Origin of the sequence: Corynebacterium macclintockiae (assembly GCF_027570165.1) — a bacterium.
Lineage (GTDB): Bacteria > Actinomycetota > Actinomycetes > Mycobacteriales > Mycobacteriaceae > Corynebacterium > Corynebacterium macclintockiae.
This window is the reverse complement of record NZ_JAKMUV010000002.1, coordinates 131,002-147,134: the sequence shown is the minus strand read 5'-3', so window position 1 is coordinate 147,134 and position 16,133 is coordinate 131,002. Positions and strand designations below refer to the sequence as shown.

Sequence of the window (16,133 nt, the reverse complement as noted above, 5' to 3'; positions counted from 1 at the left end):
GACGACGTGGGTATTGCCGCAGAACTGGCCGAGCTCCTCCCCGACCTCGATGAGGTCCCAGAATCCCTGATCGACGATGCGATTCTGGAATCCTTTCTGGGTTGGACGCGCGACCGCGGCATCAACCTCTACCCCGCCCAGGAGGAAGCCGCGACCGCCCTGGTTGCCCAGGACAACGTCATCCTGGCTACCCCCACGGGATCCGGCAAGTCGATGGTTGCCATCGCCGCGCACTTCATCGCCATGGCGCGCAAGCAGCGCAGCTTCTACACCGCGCCGATCAAAGCCCTGGTGAGTGAGAAGTTCTTCGACCTGTGCCAAACCTTCGGCCCGGAGAATGTCGGGATGATGACTGGTGACGCCACAGTCAACGGTGGCGCGCCGATCATCTGCGCCACCGCCGAAATCGTTGCCAACATCGCCCTCCGCGACGGAGCGGAGGCGAAAATCGACCAGGTAGTGATGGACGAGTTCCACTACTATTCCGAACCCGACCGCGGCTGGGCGTGGCAGGTTCCGCTGCTGGAGCTCCCTAAAGCGCAGTTCCTGTTGATGAGCGCCACCCTGGGCGATACGAAATGGCTGGAGGATGACCTCACTCAGCGCACGGGGCGCCAAACCACGCTGGTCACAGGTACGACCCGTCCGGTGCCTCTGGATTTCCACTACGTCTACACTCCCGTCCACGAGACAGTGGAGGAACTGATCAGCGACGGCAAGTCGCCGATCTACATCGTCCACTTCACCCAACGCGAGGCCATCGAGCGCGCCCAGGCGTTGACCAGCATGAAGCTCGTCAACGACGAGGCCAAGGCAGCCATTGCCGAGGAAATCGGCGACTTCCGTTTCACCTCCGCCTTCGGCAAGACGCTTTCGCGCCTGCTGCGCAAGGGCATCGGCGTGCACCACGCGGGTCTGCTTCCCAAGTACCGCCGCCTGGTCGAGAGACTGTCTCAGAAGGGTCTGCTGAAGATCATCTGTGGCACCGACACCCTGGGCGTGGGCATCAACGTGCCGATCCGCACGGTCCTGATGACGGGCCTGACCAAGTACGACGGCATTAAACACCGCGTGCTGAAGTCCCGCGAGTTTCACCAGATCGCCGGCCGTGCGGGGCGTGCGGGCTATGACACAGAAGGCACCGTGGTCGTCCAGGCCCCGGAGCACGAGATTGAGAACTTCCGCCTGCGCCAGCGCGCAGGAAGCGACCCGAAGAAGCTCAAGAAGCTGCGGAAGCGCTCCGCCCCGGACGGGCAGGCGACGTGGACCGAGTCGACCTACGAGCGGCTCACCCACGCCGAGCCAGAGGAACTCACCAGCCAGTTCCGCATGAGCAACTCCATGCTGCTCAACGTCGTCGCCCGCGACCAGTGGACCTTCGAGGCACTGGAGCACCTGCTGCGCACTAACCATGACACGCGCGCGAAGCAGAACAAGGCGATCCTGCGCACCATCGAGCTCTATCGCGGGCTGCTTAACGCAGAGGTCGTGGAGGAATTCTCCGCCGACACTCCCAGTGGTAAAGATGCCCGGCTCACCGCGGATCTGAACCGCGACTTCGCCCTCAACCAGCCGCTGTCCCCATTCGCATTGGCCGCGCTGGAGCTGCTGGATCCGGAGTCCGACACCTTCGCGCTCGACGTCATCTCAACCTTTGAGGCCGTGCTAGAGGATCCCCGGCAGGTACTTCTCGCCCAGCAGAAAGCGGAGCGGGGTGAGGAGATCGCGGCGCTAAAGGCAGAGGGCGTCGATTACACCGAGCGCATGGCCATCGTGGAGGAGATCACCTGGCCAATGCCTCTTGCCGACGAGCTCGACCAGGCCTATGAGACCTTCTGTGAGGGCAACCCTTGGGCGCGGGACTTCCAGATCAGCCCGAAGTCTATCGTGCGCGACATGGTGGAAAAGGCCATGACTTTCTCTGACTTTGTGGCGACATACGGCCTGGGGCGTTCCGAGGGCGTGGTACTGCGCTACCTGACGGACGCCTACCGCACGCTGGAGCGCTCGGTGCCGGACGCTTATCGCTCCGAGGAGTTCGACGACATCCTCGTGTGGCTGGGTGAACTGATCCGACAGGTCGATTCCTCCCTGATCGACGAGTGGGTTCAGATGGCCGACCCGGACGCTCCGCTGACCGAGGATCAGGTCGCCGAGCACGCCTTTGGGGTGGAGGATACGAATCTGCTGTCCGCCAACCCGCAGGCGCTGACCCGCATGGTGCGGAACTACTTCTTCCGCCACGTGGAGCTGTTCGCCTTCGAAAAGGAGCGCGAACTTGCGGAGATGGACGAATACCTGGACTCGCCGCCGGATTGGCCCGCCGCCATGGACGACTACTTCGACGAGTATGCGGATGTTGGTGTGGACGCCGCCGCGCGGTCAAACAAGAACATCCTCATCAAGCGGGGCACCGGCTCCGACGCGGGCAGCTGGTTTGTGCGCCAGATCATCGACGATCCGGAAGGCGATCACGGCTGGGCGCTGGAAGGTGTGGTGGATCTGCACGCTACGGACGAGGCCGGCGAGATCCGCCTGTCCGAGCTCAGCATCGTGCAGGGCTAAGAAAGCCTCTAGAAGTAGGTTTCTAGAACGCGCCGGCTTTCCTGCGCCACGCGGTTGAACGACTGCGCGACGATCTCCCCCAGTGCCGCGTAATCGTCGATGCGCGTGGAGCTGGAACGGTAGGCCATACCAATCGTGCGTCCGGCTCGTACCGCGCCGCCGGAGAACGTTGCCAGGGCGATACCCGGCCGCTGACATTCCACGGACACCGCGGACAGTGGCACCAGGGTGCAACCAAGGCCCGCGGCGACCAGCTGGATAACCGTAGACAGGCTTGCCGCGCGCGTCACAGAGTGGCGCGGATCGTTGGACATATCCACCGTTCGGCACAGCTCGAGAATCTGGTCGCGCAGGCAGTGCCCGTCGTCCAGCAGCAACAGATCCACGTTCTTGAGCTCGTCGACGGAAAGGTCCTTGCGCCCGGCAAGCGCGTGCCCCTTCGGCAGGACAAGGACGAACTCTTCGGTGTACAGATCTACGGTATTCAGACCGCCGCCTTCCCCCGGCATACCCAGCACGGCGACGTCGATCTTTCCTTGGCGCAGAGCATCGATTAGCAGCGGGGACTTCTCCTCCACGATCCGCGGTTCGAGCTCTGGGGCAGAGTCGGCGACCGAATGCAGGACGTCCGGGAGGATATACGGCGCGACCGTCGGGATCATGCCAATCGCCATCGGTCCGACCAGCCCACCGTGGGCGCCGCGGGCGTGGGTGACGAAGGTCTCTAGGCTCTCCAGTGTTGCCTGGGCGTACGGGAGCAGCCCCCGGCCCACCGGGGTGACGATGACCTTGCGAGTAGAGCGCTCAATCAGCTGCACCCCCAGCCCTGCTTCCAGCGCGGCTAGTGCCTGCGACAAGGAGGGTTGGGAAATGCCCAAATGGGATGCGGCAGTACCGAAATGGCCGTGTTCGGCAATGGTCACGAAGGTGCGCAGCTGGGCAACTGTAGGGCGATACTCTCTCTGAACCACGCTCACAACATTACAGCAATTATGAGAAACGTATAATTAAACCGTAAAAAATAAGTAGCAAGTCCAACTCTAGGTAATCTGCAGTTCAGCAGTGCCCTCGAATGGCGTCAGCTTCCCCAAGAACGCCTTCCAATCGCCCTTCAAACGCACGGTGTACTGCCCCGGAGGAACATCCTGTGTATTCCAGTCAATCGTGGTTCGCGTCTGCCCGAAGCTGTTTTCGAATGTGATCAGAGTATTCTCGCTGGAATCATCTCCGACAACCTCACCATTGAGGTCTTCGATGGTCACATAGCCCTCACCGTGTCGCATATCGTTGTTGGGGTTAGCCCCCACGAAGACCACTCGCGCATTCGAGCCACTCTTGACCTCCGTTGGCGCTTCCAAGACTTCCCCGAACTTCTTCCCCGCCGGTGGAGCGTCCATCCAGTTATCGCTTCCCGGGACCTTAGGAATCAGGCCGGTCAGGTCGCCTGCGGGCTCCCCAACTTCCACGGGCTTACCTTCCTTCAGCGCCCGAGCCAACTCATCGAAGACGTCTTGGAATGCGGGCAGCTGGTACTGGCCGAAGATGGTCGCGCCACCCTCATAGTTCTGCGCCTCGTACTCCTCGGGCGTGGTGATGTAGTGGCCGTAGGCATTGGTGTAGCCCTGCACCACGATGGTGTTCTCCGACACTTCCAACGCCGCGGCGACAGTGCGCTTGATGCGCAACCCACTGGTAATGGTCGGCTCGAATCCCAGGGTGACCAGAACAAAGGTTCCCAGGCGGTGAATGGTAAACGGGTGTACCTGTTGAATCATTCCGTCGATATACCCCATCGGAAGCAGACATTCCTTTGGGCCGTGAATGTCCTTAACCTCCTGTGGCGCAAGGAACTTATTGAGATCGCGCACCCACGGATTACCACCGCGTTCGCCTTCGTTGAAGCCCAGTAGCGGCACGCCACCGCCGTCTTCTTGGGAAGACCCAGCAAATGCCGCGCCCAGAATCGCTGGCCCGAGCTTGTGCTCCTTCTTGTCCGGGGTAAAGCGGGGGCTCGCCACCAGCTTGGGGCAATCCACCCAACGAAATCGCCCGTCGATGCCGCCTGCCGACCAGTCCTTACCCAGGTCGTCGGTCGCCTTCATCATCCGCTCGCCGAGGATCTTTGCTGATTCACGCTCGTCTGCGCCGGGTCCAGAGTTAGGCGTCAACCCCATGTTCGGGGTGATGTCGCCCGGGCACATGTTGGCAAAGGCCGCAACGAACGGCGCGTCCTCGGGGTGGCGATGCACCACGCCGTGGGCTTCCTCGGTAGCCCAGGCAGCATAACCCTTGTTGTCGCCGGCAATGTGCTTGTATTCTGCACCGAAACTTGTGGGGTGGAGCGAATACCAGTTGATCAGACCGACCTGCTTGCCCCCGCGCGAGACATGCAGGGTTACACTGCGGGTATCCACGCCGTTAGGGAGAGCTTTCTTGTCTTCTTCGGGGTTGCGATCCCACGATGTCTTAGACCTATTGACGCCCGCGTCAGCAACGGCCGACTCAGCAACCGTCACGTCTGATGGCTGAATATCCTCGTGGGCGCGTTCCACTGCAGTCACAATCCCCTCCACCGTCGCCTCGAAAGTCTTCGGGCGGAAGCCGCCGTGGGTGATGTCGACCATCAAGTGCTGGGAGGTTCCACCGGGCGCCACGTGGGTATGGGTCGCAGCCAGCACAACATTTTCCTGGGTGTACAGGTCGCCATATTTATCCTTCAGCCGGCGCAGCACCTCCAGATGAATGGACTGGAACATCAGACCGACGTCACAGGTGACGTGCACGAAGCGAGAGTCCTCGCGGTTGGCGTCAACGAAGATGAACGCCCGGGCGTACTGGCGGCGCTGAATTCCTACCGTTTTCTGTTCGTCGACTGCGTATCCAAACATGCCGGCACCCCAGGGTTCGCCGGTCATATCCGCCAAACCGCGACCGACCTTAAAGCCTCCCGTGCCGGAACCTGAATCCTCCTGCGCACCAGCACCAGGGGCGCCGGCAGAAGCCCACACAACGGTGCCGGTGACGGCCGCCATCCCCCGGAAGAAGCTACGGCGGCTGAAACTGTTCTCTAGGAAGTTGTTTGAACTGCTGGTCGTGGCCTGCTTAGTGTGCTCGCACATATGTTTCTCGCTTCTGAAGAAGGACATTAATCCATAGATTGTTTTGACTATCGAAACATAAGGCTTAGACCGTGGGGGGGTGTGATGGTTTTCATAAATTAAGTAAAAACTTAGTCTCCTCTTATTTCATTTGGGGGTAGAAAGTACTTGGGGTGAAAGTTCCTTCCCCGCACCCCGATTGTTAGAATCGGCCTGTTCAGCCCCCACAAACACGGGGCAAATTCAACAAGCAAGATGGGTGATTCACACAATGACGGACGAGCACGGGTCGACCTCCCCCGCACACGAAGGTCGCGCCCCGGGCACGCCACAGAGGCGTAAGCGTTCACGCCGACGCCCGCAGAAGCGCCGTCGCCCCCAGTTCGTCCGCACCATCCCGCCGATTTCCTACCCCGACCTGCCGGTCTCGGAACGTCGCGAGGACATCAAGAAGGCCATCGAGAACAACCAGGTTGTCATCATTGCCGGCGAGACCGGCTCGGGTAAGACCACCCAGATCCCGAAGATGTGCCTTGAACTCGGCCGCGGTCGCACGCAGGTCATCGGCCACACCCAGCCTCGCCGTATCGCCGCCCGCAGTGTGGCAGAGCGCATCGCCGAGGAACTGGAAGAGGACAGTCCCGGCGGATCTTCCCTGGTCGGCTACAAGATCCGTTTCGATGACACGATCTCCAAGGAAACAGCCGTCAAACTGATGACCGATGGCGTGCTTCTCAACGAGATCCAGCGCGACCGCCTACTGCGCGACTACGACACGATCATCGTCGACGAGGCCCACGAGCGCAGCCTGAACATCGACTTCCTCCTCGGCTACCTCAAACAGCTCCTGCCGAAGCGCCCGGACCTGAAGGTCATCATCACCTCTGCAACGATCGATCCGGAAAGCTTTGCACAGCATTTTTGTGACGCCCACGGCTCCCCCGCCCCCATCATCGAAGTCTCTGGTCGCACTTACCCGGTGGAGATTCGCTATCGCCCGCTCGTTACGCAGCGCGAGAACCCAAAGACCAGCGAGGTCGTCGAGGTGGAAACAGACCCGCTGGACGGGCTGGTCGCTGCCTGCAAGGAGCTCATGCGCGCAGGTGACGGCGATATTCTGTGCTTCTTTTCGGGCGAACGCGAGATCCGCGACGCAGCCGAGGCACTGGAAGGCGAGTTCGCAGACCCCGGAGGCTCGCACAAGGTCGACGTGCTGCCTTTGTTCGGTCGCCTCTCCAACGCCGAACAGCACCGCGTGTTCCGCACCGGTCCGCGCCGCCGCATCGTACTGGCCACCAACATCGCCGAAACCTCGCTGACCGTGCCGGGCATTCACTATGTCGTGGACACCGGCTACGCCCGCATTTCCCGTTACTCCCACCGCACCAAGGTCCAGCGCCTCCCGGTGGAGCCAATTAGCCAAGCCAGCGCGAAACAGCGCTCCGGCCGCTCGGGCCGAATCGCCGACGGCATCGCGATCCGCCTGTACTCCGAGGAGGACTTCGAGGCCCGCCCCGAGTTCACCGATCCGGAAATCCTGCGCACCCACCTGTCCAGCGTGATCCTGTCCATGGCCGCGTTGGGCTTGGGCGATATCCAGAAGTTCCCGTTCCTGCAAGCACCCGATAGCAAGTCGATCCGCGACGGTGTGGCATTGCTGCAGGAGCTCGGAGCGTTGGCGTCAGAAAAAGAAGCAACGCTTACCCCCATCGGCCGCGACATGGCGCGCATCCCTACCGATCCGCGACTGGCGCGCATGCTGGTGGCAGGGCATGCGAACAACCTGATTGAACCGATCGCGGTTATCGTCTCCGCGCTGTCCATCCAGGACGTGCGCGAAAGGCCGTTGGAAAAGCAGCAGCAAGCGGATGAGATGCACGCGCGTTTCAAGGCGAACTCCGACTTCGTGAGCTTGCTGAAGCTCTGGAACTACCTGCAGCAACAGCGCCAGGAACTGTCGGCGAACAAGTTCAGAAAGCTGTGCCAGCGCGAGTTTATCCACTACGTCCGCGTGCGGGAATGGATGGACCTGGTGCGCCAGATGCTGTCCGTGGTGCAGGATTTGAGCTGGAAGATCCCCAATATTCGCCACGTCCGCGAGCTCGTCTTCGAGCCCGAGTCGATCAACGAGGATCTGGTCCACAAATCCGTCCTCAGCGGTCTATTGACGCATGTGGGTATGCGCGAGGGCAACTCCAAGCAGTTCACCGGCACCCGAGGGTCGCACTTTGTGGTGCATCCGTCCTCGCACGTGTCGAAGAAGCCGCCGCAGTGGCTGATGGCCGCCGAACTGGTGGAAACGTCGCAGGTCTTTGCCCGCACCGTAGGCCCCATCGACCCCAGCTGGATCGAAGCCATTGCGCCCCACATGGTGAAGTACAACTATTCCGAGCCAGTGTGGTCTTCCTCCCGCGGTGCGGCGATGGTGCATGAAAAGGTACTGCTGTTGGGCCTGCCGATCGTCGCGGATCGGATGGTCAATGCCTCCAAAGTGGATCGTCCCCTAGCCCGCGAATTGTTCATCCGCCATGCGCTTGTCGAGGGTGATTGGAAGACCCGTCACCACTTCTTCGCGCACAACCAGAAACTTCTGGCCGAGGCTACGGAGCTAGAGGATAAGGCTCGCCGTCGCGATATCGTTGTCGACGACCAGGTGCTATTCGATTTTTATGACGCCCGATTGCCAGAAAAGATCGTGTCCTCCCGACACTTTGATTCTTGGTGGAAGAAGGCTCGCCATAAGGATCCGCACCAGCTGGACTTCACCCTGGAAGCCCTGATCGATTCGCAGGAAGCCGCGCAGGCCGCCGACGACTTCCCCGATATTTGGCAGCAGGGCAGCCTGGAGTTTGAGCTGAGCTACGTCTTCCTGCCGGGCGATCCGGATGACGGCATGACTATGCGCGTTCCGCTACCTTTGCTGGCCAATGTCTCTGAGCCCGAGACCCGCTGGCTGGTGGCCGGAATGCGCGAGGAGCTAGCGGTGGCGCTGATCCGTTCACTGCCGAAGCCACTGCGTACCAGTGTGGTTCCCGCCAGCAACTTCGCTTCTGCCGCGTTGCAGAAGATGGTGCCCTTTAATGGGGATTTCGACTTCGCACTGGCGGAGGCATTGCGTGGGCTGGGTGGCCAGGGCATTAGCGCCCAGGATTTCGATTGGTCTCGGGTGCCAGGGCACCTGCGGATGCAGTTCGCGGCGATCGACCGCAGGGGCAAGGTCATCGAGAAGTCGCGTGACCTGCAGTACCTGCAGAACAAGCTATCCGGGCAGGTCACCTCCGCGATCGCGCAGGCGGCGGCGCGGTCCAACCTGGCTAGCCCCAGTGACGCCGCCCAGCATTCCCCGGCCGCCCGCAAGAGCAGCCAAGATAACAGGGGCAACAAGGACAACAAGGTCAACAACGGCACGGCTCGTGCCGGGCGCGGGAAAACCGCCGGAACATCCACCGGCGTGCTGGCTACCGCGGAGGCGTGGACGGCCGATGGCATCGGTGTGCTCCCGGAGACTGTTGAGACCATTGTCGACGGGCAGACTCTGCACACGTACCCGGCCATTGTCGCAAGCACGTCGACTGGCAAGTCAGCCAAGTGCGGAGTCACACTCAAGGCATTCCCTACCCGCCAAGCGGCTGATGCCCAGCAGTTCACGACGGTGCTGAACATGATGATCGACGCATGCACAGTATCCCCCAACCAGATGATCAAGGGGTTGCCACTGCGGCAACGGGTCGCCATGGAGCAGATCCCCGGAGGCGTGGACGGGCTGGTGAACGACGTGGTCGCGTTGGCCTGCCGGGACATGTTGATGAAGCTGGGCCCCATCATTCGGGATCCGGAGCGCTGCGAGGAGGTCGTGGCAGAAGCCCGCTCCCAGGGGCCTGGCCGGGTGCGCCAGTATGTGGTTGCTTTGGCGCCCGCGGTGCTGGCAGTGGCGGACATGACCGCAGAGCTGCAGGGGTGGTCCGGAACGGCCATCGACGATATGCAGCGGCAGCTGGACTTCTTCCTGGGCAAACACGCGATTGCACGCAATGGCATTGAGCACATGCGACATGTCCCCCGCTATGTGGAAGCGATGCGGGCGCGGTTGGAGCTGATGAAGCTGGATCCAGATAAGGAGGAAGATCTGGACGATGAGGTTCAGGAGGCCTTCGATCTGCTGGAGAAGACTAAGAAGCGCCTGCCGACTGCTCGCGCAGCATCACCGCAGATCAAGGAGGTGCGCTGGATGATCGAGGAATTACGTGTCAGTCTGTTCGCGCAGAACCTGGGCACCGCCCATTCTGTGTCCCTGCAGCGCATTCGCAAGAAGCTGGAAAAAATCCGCTAGCTTTCGGGATGCGAACTTTCGGAGCCGTCCTGCCGCTCTGCCAGGGCTTTGCGGTGTGCGCGTAGGGATTCGATTTCCTGCTCGAAGTCCTCGGCACAGTTGAAGGACTTGTACACGGAGGCGAAGCGCAGATACGCAACCTCGTCGAGGGTGCGCAGGGGATCCAGGATCGCCAGGCCAATTTGGTTGGCCGGCACTTGGGAGCCGTGTGCCACTCGTACTGCCTGCTCTACCTCGTGCGCTAGGCGTTTGAGCGCATCATCGGAGACATCGCGCCCTTGGCACGCTCGACGCACGCCTTTGATGACTTTCTCTCGGCTAAACTCCTCGGTCACTCCGTTGCGCTTAACCACCAACAGGACAGACCTTTCGATGGTGGTAAAACGCGTTTGGCATTGGCTACACTCCCGGCGGCGGCGAATGGACACGCCCATTTCGATGGAGCGCGAGTCAACTACGCGGGAGGAGTCCGAGCTACAAGAAGGGCACAACACGCCCCTAAGCCTAGTCTCCCCCTCCCTCGCACACAGAACCCGAACAAAAACCTACAAGCACACTCGCGTTCACCCGCGATAGCTTGGGCTAGGTTTGCGTTTTAGGGCGCAATGAGCGGGGCCAGCCCCAGTAGCATCGACGTTGCAGCCAAAGAAACAATGGTGGCTCCTGGAGAGTGCACAACTCTGTCAACACGAGCGTAGAAACGATCCATTCGTCCCTTCGGGCGATCGAACATGTATTCACTCCGGCCTGCGATACGATCCATACGATCGCGGGAAACGGGTCGAACAGTGGGCGCGTTGGAATACCCATAGGTGTTCGAATTAGGAGCACTGTCCAGCGCCCGCCAATCGGGCTTGCGAATCTGCGGGCGGCGCAGCGGAGCGCAACGATCGATGGGCAACACACGCCCAGACTTCAGCGACTGACGGGTGTTTTCTTGTCGTACAATCGAGGTGGTCACGTGGTTTCTCCTTCTTAGATCCGCGCTTGCCACTAAGGGGTAACGCGCTTCGTATCTCTTACTGCGGTTCACAGTGAACCAGTCGCTCCGGACAGCGTTCGAAAATCTCTCCATCATTTCGCTCGCCTGTTCGAATTAAGAACCTGTGATGAAATTTAGCACGCATGTTCGAGACTGTCTAGTGAAATCCAAACTTTTTCGAACACATATGCTAGAACTCCGTTCGATTTCGGGTACTATTGGATTCGATCGTGAAACACCGCCGGAATGAGGTACCCCTGTGAGCACCGACGAATCCCCCACCACCCCGAGCGCAAGCGCTAACCACCGCCGCAAACTGGGGCGCCCGCCGAAGTCGGAGGCCGACAAGCGAGCGGAGAAGCAGGCTGAGAAGGAGGGCAAGAAGCCAGCCCTCAGCACCCGCCAACGCCGCATCCTCGAGGTCATCCGCGATTCGACGGTCATTCGTGGCTACCCGCCAAGCATCCGAGAGATCGCGGACGCGGTAGGCCTGCATTCCACCTCCTCGGTTTCCTACCACCTCACGCAGCTGGAAAAGCGCGGCTATCTCCGCCGCGATGGCAAGCGCCCCCGCGCAGTGGACGTGCGCTCGTTTGATGGTGGTCAGCTGGTCAATCAGGGCAAAGCCCCTGCCGCCTCGTCTTCCCCCCGCACTTCGCAGCCTTCTGAGAACGAAGAGCTCATGCCGGAGGCCACCTACGTACCGGTGGTCGGGCAGATCGCCGCGGGCTCGCCGATCCTGGCCGAGCAAAACGTCGAAGCGCACTTCCCGCTCCCCCAGGAGCTCGTAGGCAACGGAGAGCTCTTCCTGCTGCAGGTGGTTGGTGAGTCCATGCAGGACGCTGGCATCTTCAACGGCGACTGGGTCGTCGTACGCTCCCAGTCGGTTGCCGAGTTCGGCGATTTCGTTGCCGCGATGATCGACGGCGAAGCCACCGTCAAGGAGTTCCACAAGGACGGTGACGGCCTGTGGCTGCTGCCTCATAACCCACTGTTCGAACCCATTCCTGCGGAGGAAGCAACGATCTTGGGTAAGGTCGCCGCCGTCCTACGCAAGATCTAGGCTCCCCCCATTGGTTCTGACGCCACCGTCTACCGCCCGCAAACCACTAAAGTATCGCGTATGGAATCAGCAGAACGGCGCCGTCAGATAGCTTCCCTTACCGCCATTCATGGCAGGGTCACTGTCAATGAACTGGCGGAAAAGTTCGGCGTCACCGCAGAAACAATTCGCCGTGACCTCGCCGTCCTCGACGAGGGTGGGGAGCTCTTCCGCGTGCACGGCGGCGCCGTTCCGGTGCAGAACTTCCGAACGGACTTCACCACGCTCGCGGCCAGGTCAAAGGCCTCCCTCAATGCCAAAAGAGCTATCGCCAAGGCGGCGGTTTCCCTGCTGCCGGATACCGGCAGCACCGTATTCATCGACGCGGGAACCACCACCGGCATCTTCGCCGAAGCCATTGCCGAAGCAAACGCTTCGAACGACCCGGAGCGCATGGCACCGAAGCTCAACATCGTCACCAACTCGCTTTTCATCGCCACGACGCTGGCGGAATCCCCCCGCTGCGACGTGCAACTAATCGGTGGCCACGTCCGCGCGGCTTCGCAGGCGGTAGTTGGCGACTTAGCTACCCGCGACATTGGCGTGCTCCACGCGGACGTCGCCTTTATCGGCACTAACGCACTCACGATCGAACATGGGCTTTCCACCCCAGACGCGCAGGAAGGCGCTATCAAGCGCGCTATGGTGGCGAACTCCGACCGCGTGGTCGCGCTCTGTGATTCCACGAAGTTCGGCCTCGATTACCTCGTCAGCTTCGCCAGCATCCAAGACATTGGGGCGATCGTCACCGACCACGACGCGCCCGCCCCCCTACGTCTCAGAGCTGCAGAATCTGGGCATCGAGGTCACCTTCCCGGCCTAACTACTCGTGCCCCACCGAGCCGACTCCACTAAGCCGGCTCCGTCTACTCGGCGACGATGAACTCTTTGAGCTCTTTAGCCACCACCGTGGGCAAGCGTACGTCCAGGCGGGTGCCGGCGGCGTCGTACTCCTCGGCAATCACCGTGCCCAGCTCGTGCACCCTCGCCACCACATCGCCCCGCTCGAAAGGCACATGCAACGTCACGTGGGAATCCAAAGAGTTCAAGAACAGTTCCAGCTGCGCCTCTAGCTCCGGGATGCCCTCGCCCGTCTTCGCCGACACAAACACAGCATCCGGCACCCGGTGGCGCAGCTCAGCCAGCACCAGCGGATCGGCCGCGTCGACCTTGTTGATCACCAAGATCTCCGGCGGCGCTGCCTGTCCGGATTCCTCCACAATCCCGCCGATGACCGTGTTGACGGCTTTGATCTGCTCCAGCGGGAATGGATCCGAACCGTCCACAACGTGCAGCACCACATCGGCGGCCAGCACCTCCTCCAGGGTGGAGCGGAAAGCCTCCACCAGCTGGGTCGGAAGGTGGCGGACGAAGCCAACCGTATCGCTGAACACCACGGCGCGACCATCGGCCAGCTGCGCGCGGCGAGAAGTCGGATCCAGGGTGGCGAAAAGTGCATCCTCCACCAGCACGCCCGCGCCAGTCAGCGCGTTAATCAGCGAGGACTTGCCCGCGTTCGTGTAACCGGCAATGGCGATCTGCGGAATGGCGGAAGCATCACGCCGCTCGCGCTTGACTTCGCGGGAGGTCTTCATTGCCGCGATCTCCTTGCGCAGCTTCGCCATATCGGAGCGCAGGCGGCGACGATCCGCCTCGATCTTCGTCTCACCCGGACCGCGCAGGCCCACGCCACCGTTAGAGCCTGCACGGCCACCAGCCTGGCGGGACAGCGCGCCACCCCAACCACGCACACGCGTAATCAGGTACTCCATCTGCGCCAGCGAAACTTGCGCCTTACCCTCCTTGGACTTCGCGTGCTGGGCGAAGATATCCAGGATCAGCATGGTGCGATCGATGACCTTGACATCCAGTGCCTTCTCCAGCGCAATCATCTGGCCGGGGCTTAGCTCACCGTCGCAGACCACCGTATCTGCCCCGGTTTCCTGCACCACTGACTTCAGCTCCTCGACCTTGCCGCGGCCGATGTAGGTGCCGGAGTCCGGCTTGTCGCGCCGCTGGTAGAGCATGTCCGCCACCTCGGAGCCCGCGGTTTCCGCCAGGGCCCGCAGTTCCTCCAGGCTCGCCTCGACCTGCGCGATCGTCCCGGTGGTCCACACGCCAACCAGCACGACCTTTTCCAGCCTCAGCTTGCGGTACTCAACGTCGTAGCCGTCGGACTGCTCGTCTGTGTAGGTATTTACTCCGCGGGACAACCGCCGGAGGCTAGAGCGCGCCTCCAAATCGAGCTCGCCGACCGTGGGCGCCGCAGGCGAATCATAAAGGTGTGTAGTGTGTTCGGTTCTATCCGTCTTTTCCGTCATTACGCTCTATTTTTACCTGTCAGGGGACGTAAATAGGAAATTTGGTGTAGAGGACTAGAGTGGTGGGCATGATTCCTGAACTCCGCAGCATTGGTATGGATTTCCCCAAGTGGCAGGACGCCCTGGAGGCCACCTACTCCTCGGGTAGCCTCGCCGTCTCGGGCGAGGTTCGCGGCGGCCAGGTTCTGCAGTTCGACGACCCTTCGGGCGCCCGCCTGGTGGTGCTCGCCGTCGAGCCCTTCGGCTCCTTCGGCAGCTTCACCGGCGGTGTGCCCGCCACGGCGCACTTGTCGATGTTGAACGACATCATCGGCGTGCTCGATGTTGTGGACGACAGCCCCATGCTGCAGATCGCCGGCCAGCAGGCACCGACGATCGCTTCCCTTACCGCCACGATCGCGCAAGGGCCTTTGCTTGTGGACGCCCCTTCGTTGGAGTACCACCAGTTCCACATTGGGGCTCTGGCCAGCTCCGTGCGCGTGTACGGGAACTCGACTGAGTTCGCCAAGGACGGCGGCCTAAAGATCGGAGTGGTGGATTCGAGCGGTCTGCAGGACATCAACTCCCCTGCCGCTACCCCGCACGCCACGGCCAACATCGCCGTGGAGGCCTCCGATTGGTCCCGCAAGATTAACGCCCTGACCGGCCAGAAGTTCTGGACGGCAACGGTGACCTCCCCCTTCGAGTTCACGGTAGTTCTACCCGAGGATGCGGTCGACGAGGAACTCGCACAGTCCGATGCTCCGTTGATCGTGGCCGGCACCGTGCAGTTCACCGCCAGCACCGTAGAGGCCGCCGGTTGTGGCGGCGCCTGTGGATCCGGCAGCTGCGGCTGCGGAGGCCACTAAAAAGGGCCGCTAAAGAACCGTCTGCCCCCAGGCCACGATCGCAGACGGCCCGCGCAAGACGGAACCTTCCGCGGAGATCTCCACCTTCACCTCGCCACCTGGAACGTGCACGGTGACGGTACCTTCGGCCCGTTCGGCGTCCGCAAGAGCAGCCACAGCGGCGGCAACAGTGCCGGTGCCGCACGAGCGAGTCTCGCCCACCCCGCGCTCGTGGACGCGCATGTGCACCGCGCCCGCCTCATCCAGCGGCGTGAGAACCTCCAGGTTCACGCCCGCCGGGAAGAACTCCGGGTCGAACTGTACCTGCTGATCGATGGGCATTTCCCGGAGCTTGTCCGCAGTAAGACTCGGAATCACCGCGGCCAGGTGCGGGTTGCCCATGTCTACCCCAAGCCCCGCAACCTTCACGTCGCCGACCTGGGCGGTAGAAACTCCCAGCACCTGCGGGGCGCCCATCTCCACGCTGACTATGGCGTGCTCCTGATTTTCGCCGGTCACCTCGTGGACCTCTACCAGCTTGCGGCCTGCGCGGGTGCCGATGCCGAACTGCTCCCCTGCCTGCACCTTCCCCTGCGAACACAACACGTGGGCGAACGCGCGCACACCGTTACCGCACATCTCCGCCAGCGAGCCGTCGGCGTTGCGGTAGTCCATGAACCATTCGTCACCGTGCACGCCCTCGGGCAAGTTTGGCAGCACGCCGGCGTTAACCAGAGCATCGGCAGTGGCAATGCGAATCACCCCGTCGCCGCCGATCCCGGCCCGCCTATCTGCCAGGACGCGCACGCGCTCTTCGGACAGCTGCACTTCCACGGCCTCGTCGAGCAACACCACGAAGTCGTTCTCCGTGCCGTGGGCCTTCATGAACTCGATCACTGTAGGGAACT

Annotated in this window: 11 protein-coding genes; 5 read left to right on the top strand and 6 right to left on the bottom strand. The window is 61.8% G+C overall.

Translation table 11 applies throughout. The annotated features are described in order from the left end of the window. Nucleotides 1–6 precede the first annotated feature (6 nt). Nucleotides 7–2,565, top strand: a complete 2,559-nt coding sequence (locus L8U58_RS02315; RefSeq protein WP_269954613.1) for a DEAD/DEAH box helicase — start codon at nt 7–9, stop codon at nt 2,563–2,565. Nucleotides 2,566–2,573: 8 nt separating this feature from the next. On the opposite strand, the gene L8U58_RS02310 is transcribed toward L8U58_RS02315, so the two are convergent. Both L8U58_RS02310 and L8U58_RS02305 read right to left on the bottom strand, forming a co-directional pair. Beyond that, nucleotides 2,574–3,536, bottom strand: coding sequence for a hydrogen peroxide-inducible genes activator (locus tag L8U58_RS02310; protein WP_269954612.1), 963 nt, complete (start codon nt 3,534–3,536; stop codon nt 2,574–2,576). Nucleotides 3,537–3,605: 69 nt separating this feature from the next. Then, on the bottom strand, nt 3,606–5,684 hold the full coding sequence (locus tag L8U58_RS02305) for a neutral/alkaline non-lysosomal ceramidase N-terminal domain-containing protein (RefSeq protein ID WP_269954611.1): 2,079 nt from the start codon (nt 5,682–5,684) through the stop codon (nt 3,606–3,608). 250 nt (nt 5,685–5,934) lie between these two features. Between L8U58_RS02305 and hrpA the strand changes: the two genes are divergently transcribed. After that, the gene (gene hrpA / locus L8U58_RS02300) at nt 5,935–9,993 is read left to right on the top strand and encodes an ATP-dependent RNA helicase HrpA (protein ID WP_269954610.1); all 4,059 of its coding nucleotides are present in this window, start codon (nt 5,935–5,937) and stop codon (nt 9,991–9,993) included. Here the strand turns inward: hrpA and nrdR are convergent. After that, nucleotides 9,990–10,487, bottom strand: a complete 498-nt coding sequence (gene nrdR / locus L8U58_RS02295; protein ID WP_034982030.1) for a transcriptional regulator NrdR — start codon at nt 10,485–10,487, stop codon at nt 9,990–9,992. The genes hrpA and nrdR overlap by 4 nt on opposite strands. Nucleotides 10,488–10,588: 101 nt before the next feature. Then, nucleotides 10,589–10,954, bottom strand: a complete 366-nt coding sequence (locus tag L8U58_RS02290) for a hypothetical protein (RefSeq protein WP_141747038.1) — start codon at nt 10,952–10,954, stop codon at nt 10,589–10,591. A 280-nt stretch (nt 10,955–11,234) separates the two neighbouring features. On the opposite strand from L8U58_RS02290, the gene lexA reads away from it, so the two are divergent. Both lexA and L8U58_RS02280 read left to right on the top strand, forming a co-directional pair. Beyond that, nucleotides 11,235–12,038 (top strand): transcriptional repressor LexA, encoded by an 804-nt coding sequence (gene lexA / locus L8U58_RS02285; protein WP_034970666.1) that lies wholly within the window; start codon nt 11,235–11,237, stop codon nt 12,036–12,038. A 60-nt stretch (nt 12,039–12,098) separates the two neighbouring features. Further along, entirely contained in the window at nt 12,099–12,932 is an 834-nt protein-coding gene (locus tag L8U58_RS02280; RefSeq protein ID WP_269954609.1) for a DeoR/GlpR family DNA-binding transcription regulator, read from the top strand. An 11-nt stretch (nt 12,933–12,943) separates the two neighbouring features. Here L8U58_RS02280 and hflX read toward each other — a convergent pair whose 3' ends face one another. Continuing rightward, nucleotides 12,944–14,398 (bottom strand): GTPase HflX, encoded by a 1,455-nt coding sequence (gene hflX / locus L8U58_RS02275; RefSeq protein ID WP_269954608.1) that lies wholly within the window; start codon nt 14,396–14,398, stop codon nt 12,944–12,946. A 68-nt stretch (nt 14,399–14,466) separates the two neighbouring features. Here hflX and L8U58_RS02270 point away from each other — a divergent pair, with 68 nt between their 5' ends. After that, nucleotides 14,467–15,246 (top strand): hypothetical protein, encoded by a 780-nt coding sequence (locus L8U58_RS02270; RefSeq protein WP_269954607.1) that lies wholly within the window; start codon nt 14,467–14,469, stop codon nt 15,244–15,246. Between the two features lie 9 nt (nt 15,247–15,255). Here L8U58_RS02270 and dapF read toward each other — a convergent pair whose 3' ends face one another. Then, complete coding sequence (dapF, locus tag L8U58_RS02265; protein WP_269954606.1) at nt 15,256–16,122, bottom strand: diaminopimelate epimerase; 867 nt, start codon at nt 16,120–16,122, stop codon at nt 15,256–15,258. Nucleotides 16,123–16,133 lie beyond the last annotated feature (11 nt).

Excerpts from the sequence above, each read along its gene's own strand:
- hflX (WP_269954608.1), bottom strand. The coding sequence starts at position 14,398 with ATGACGGAAAAGACGGATAGAACCGAACACACTACACACCTTTATGAT.
- hrpA (WP_269954610.1), top strand. The coding sequence starts at position 5,935 with ATGACGGACGAGCACGGGTCGACCTCCCCCGCACACGAAGGTCGCGCC.
- L8U58_RS02280 (WP_269954609.1), top strand. The coding sequence starts at position 12,099 with ATGGAATCAGCAGAACGGCGCCGTCAGATAGCTTCCCTTACCGCCATT.
- L8U58_RS02270 (WP_269954607.1), top strand. The coding sequence starts at position 14,467 with ATGATTCCTGAACTCCGCAGCATTGGTATGGATTTCCCCAAGTGGCAG.
- L8U58_RS02305 (WP_269954611.1), bottom strand. The coding sequence starts at position 5,684 with ATGTGCGAGCACACTAAGCAGGCCACGACCAGCAGTTCAAACAACTTC.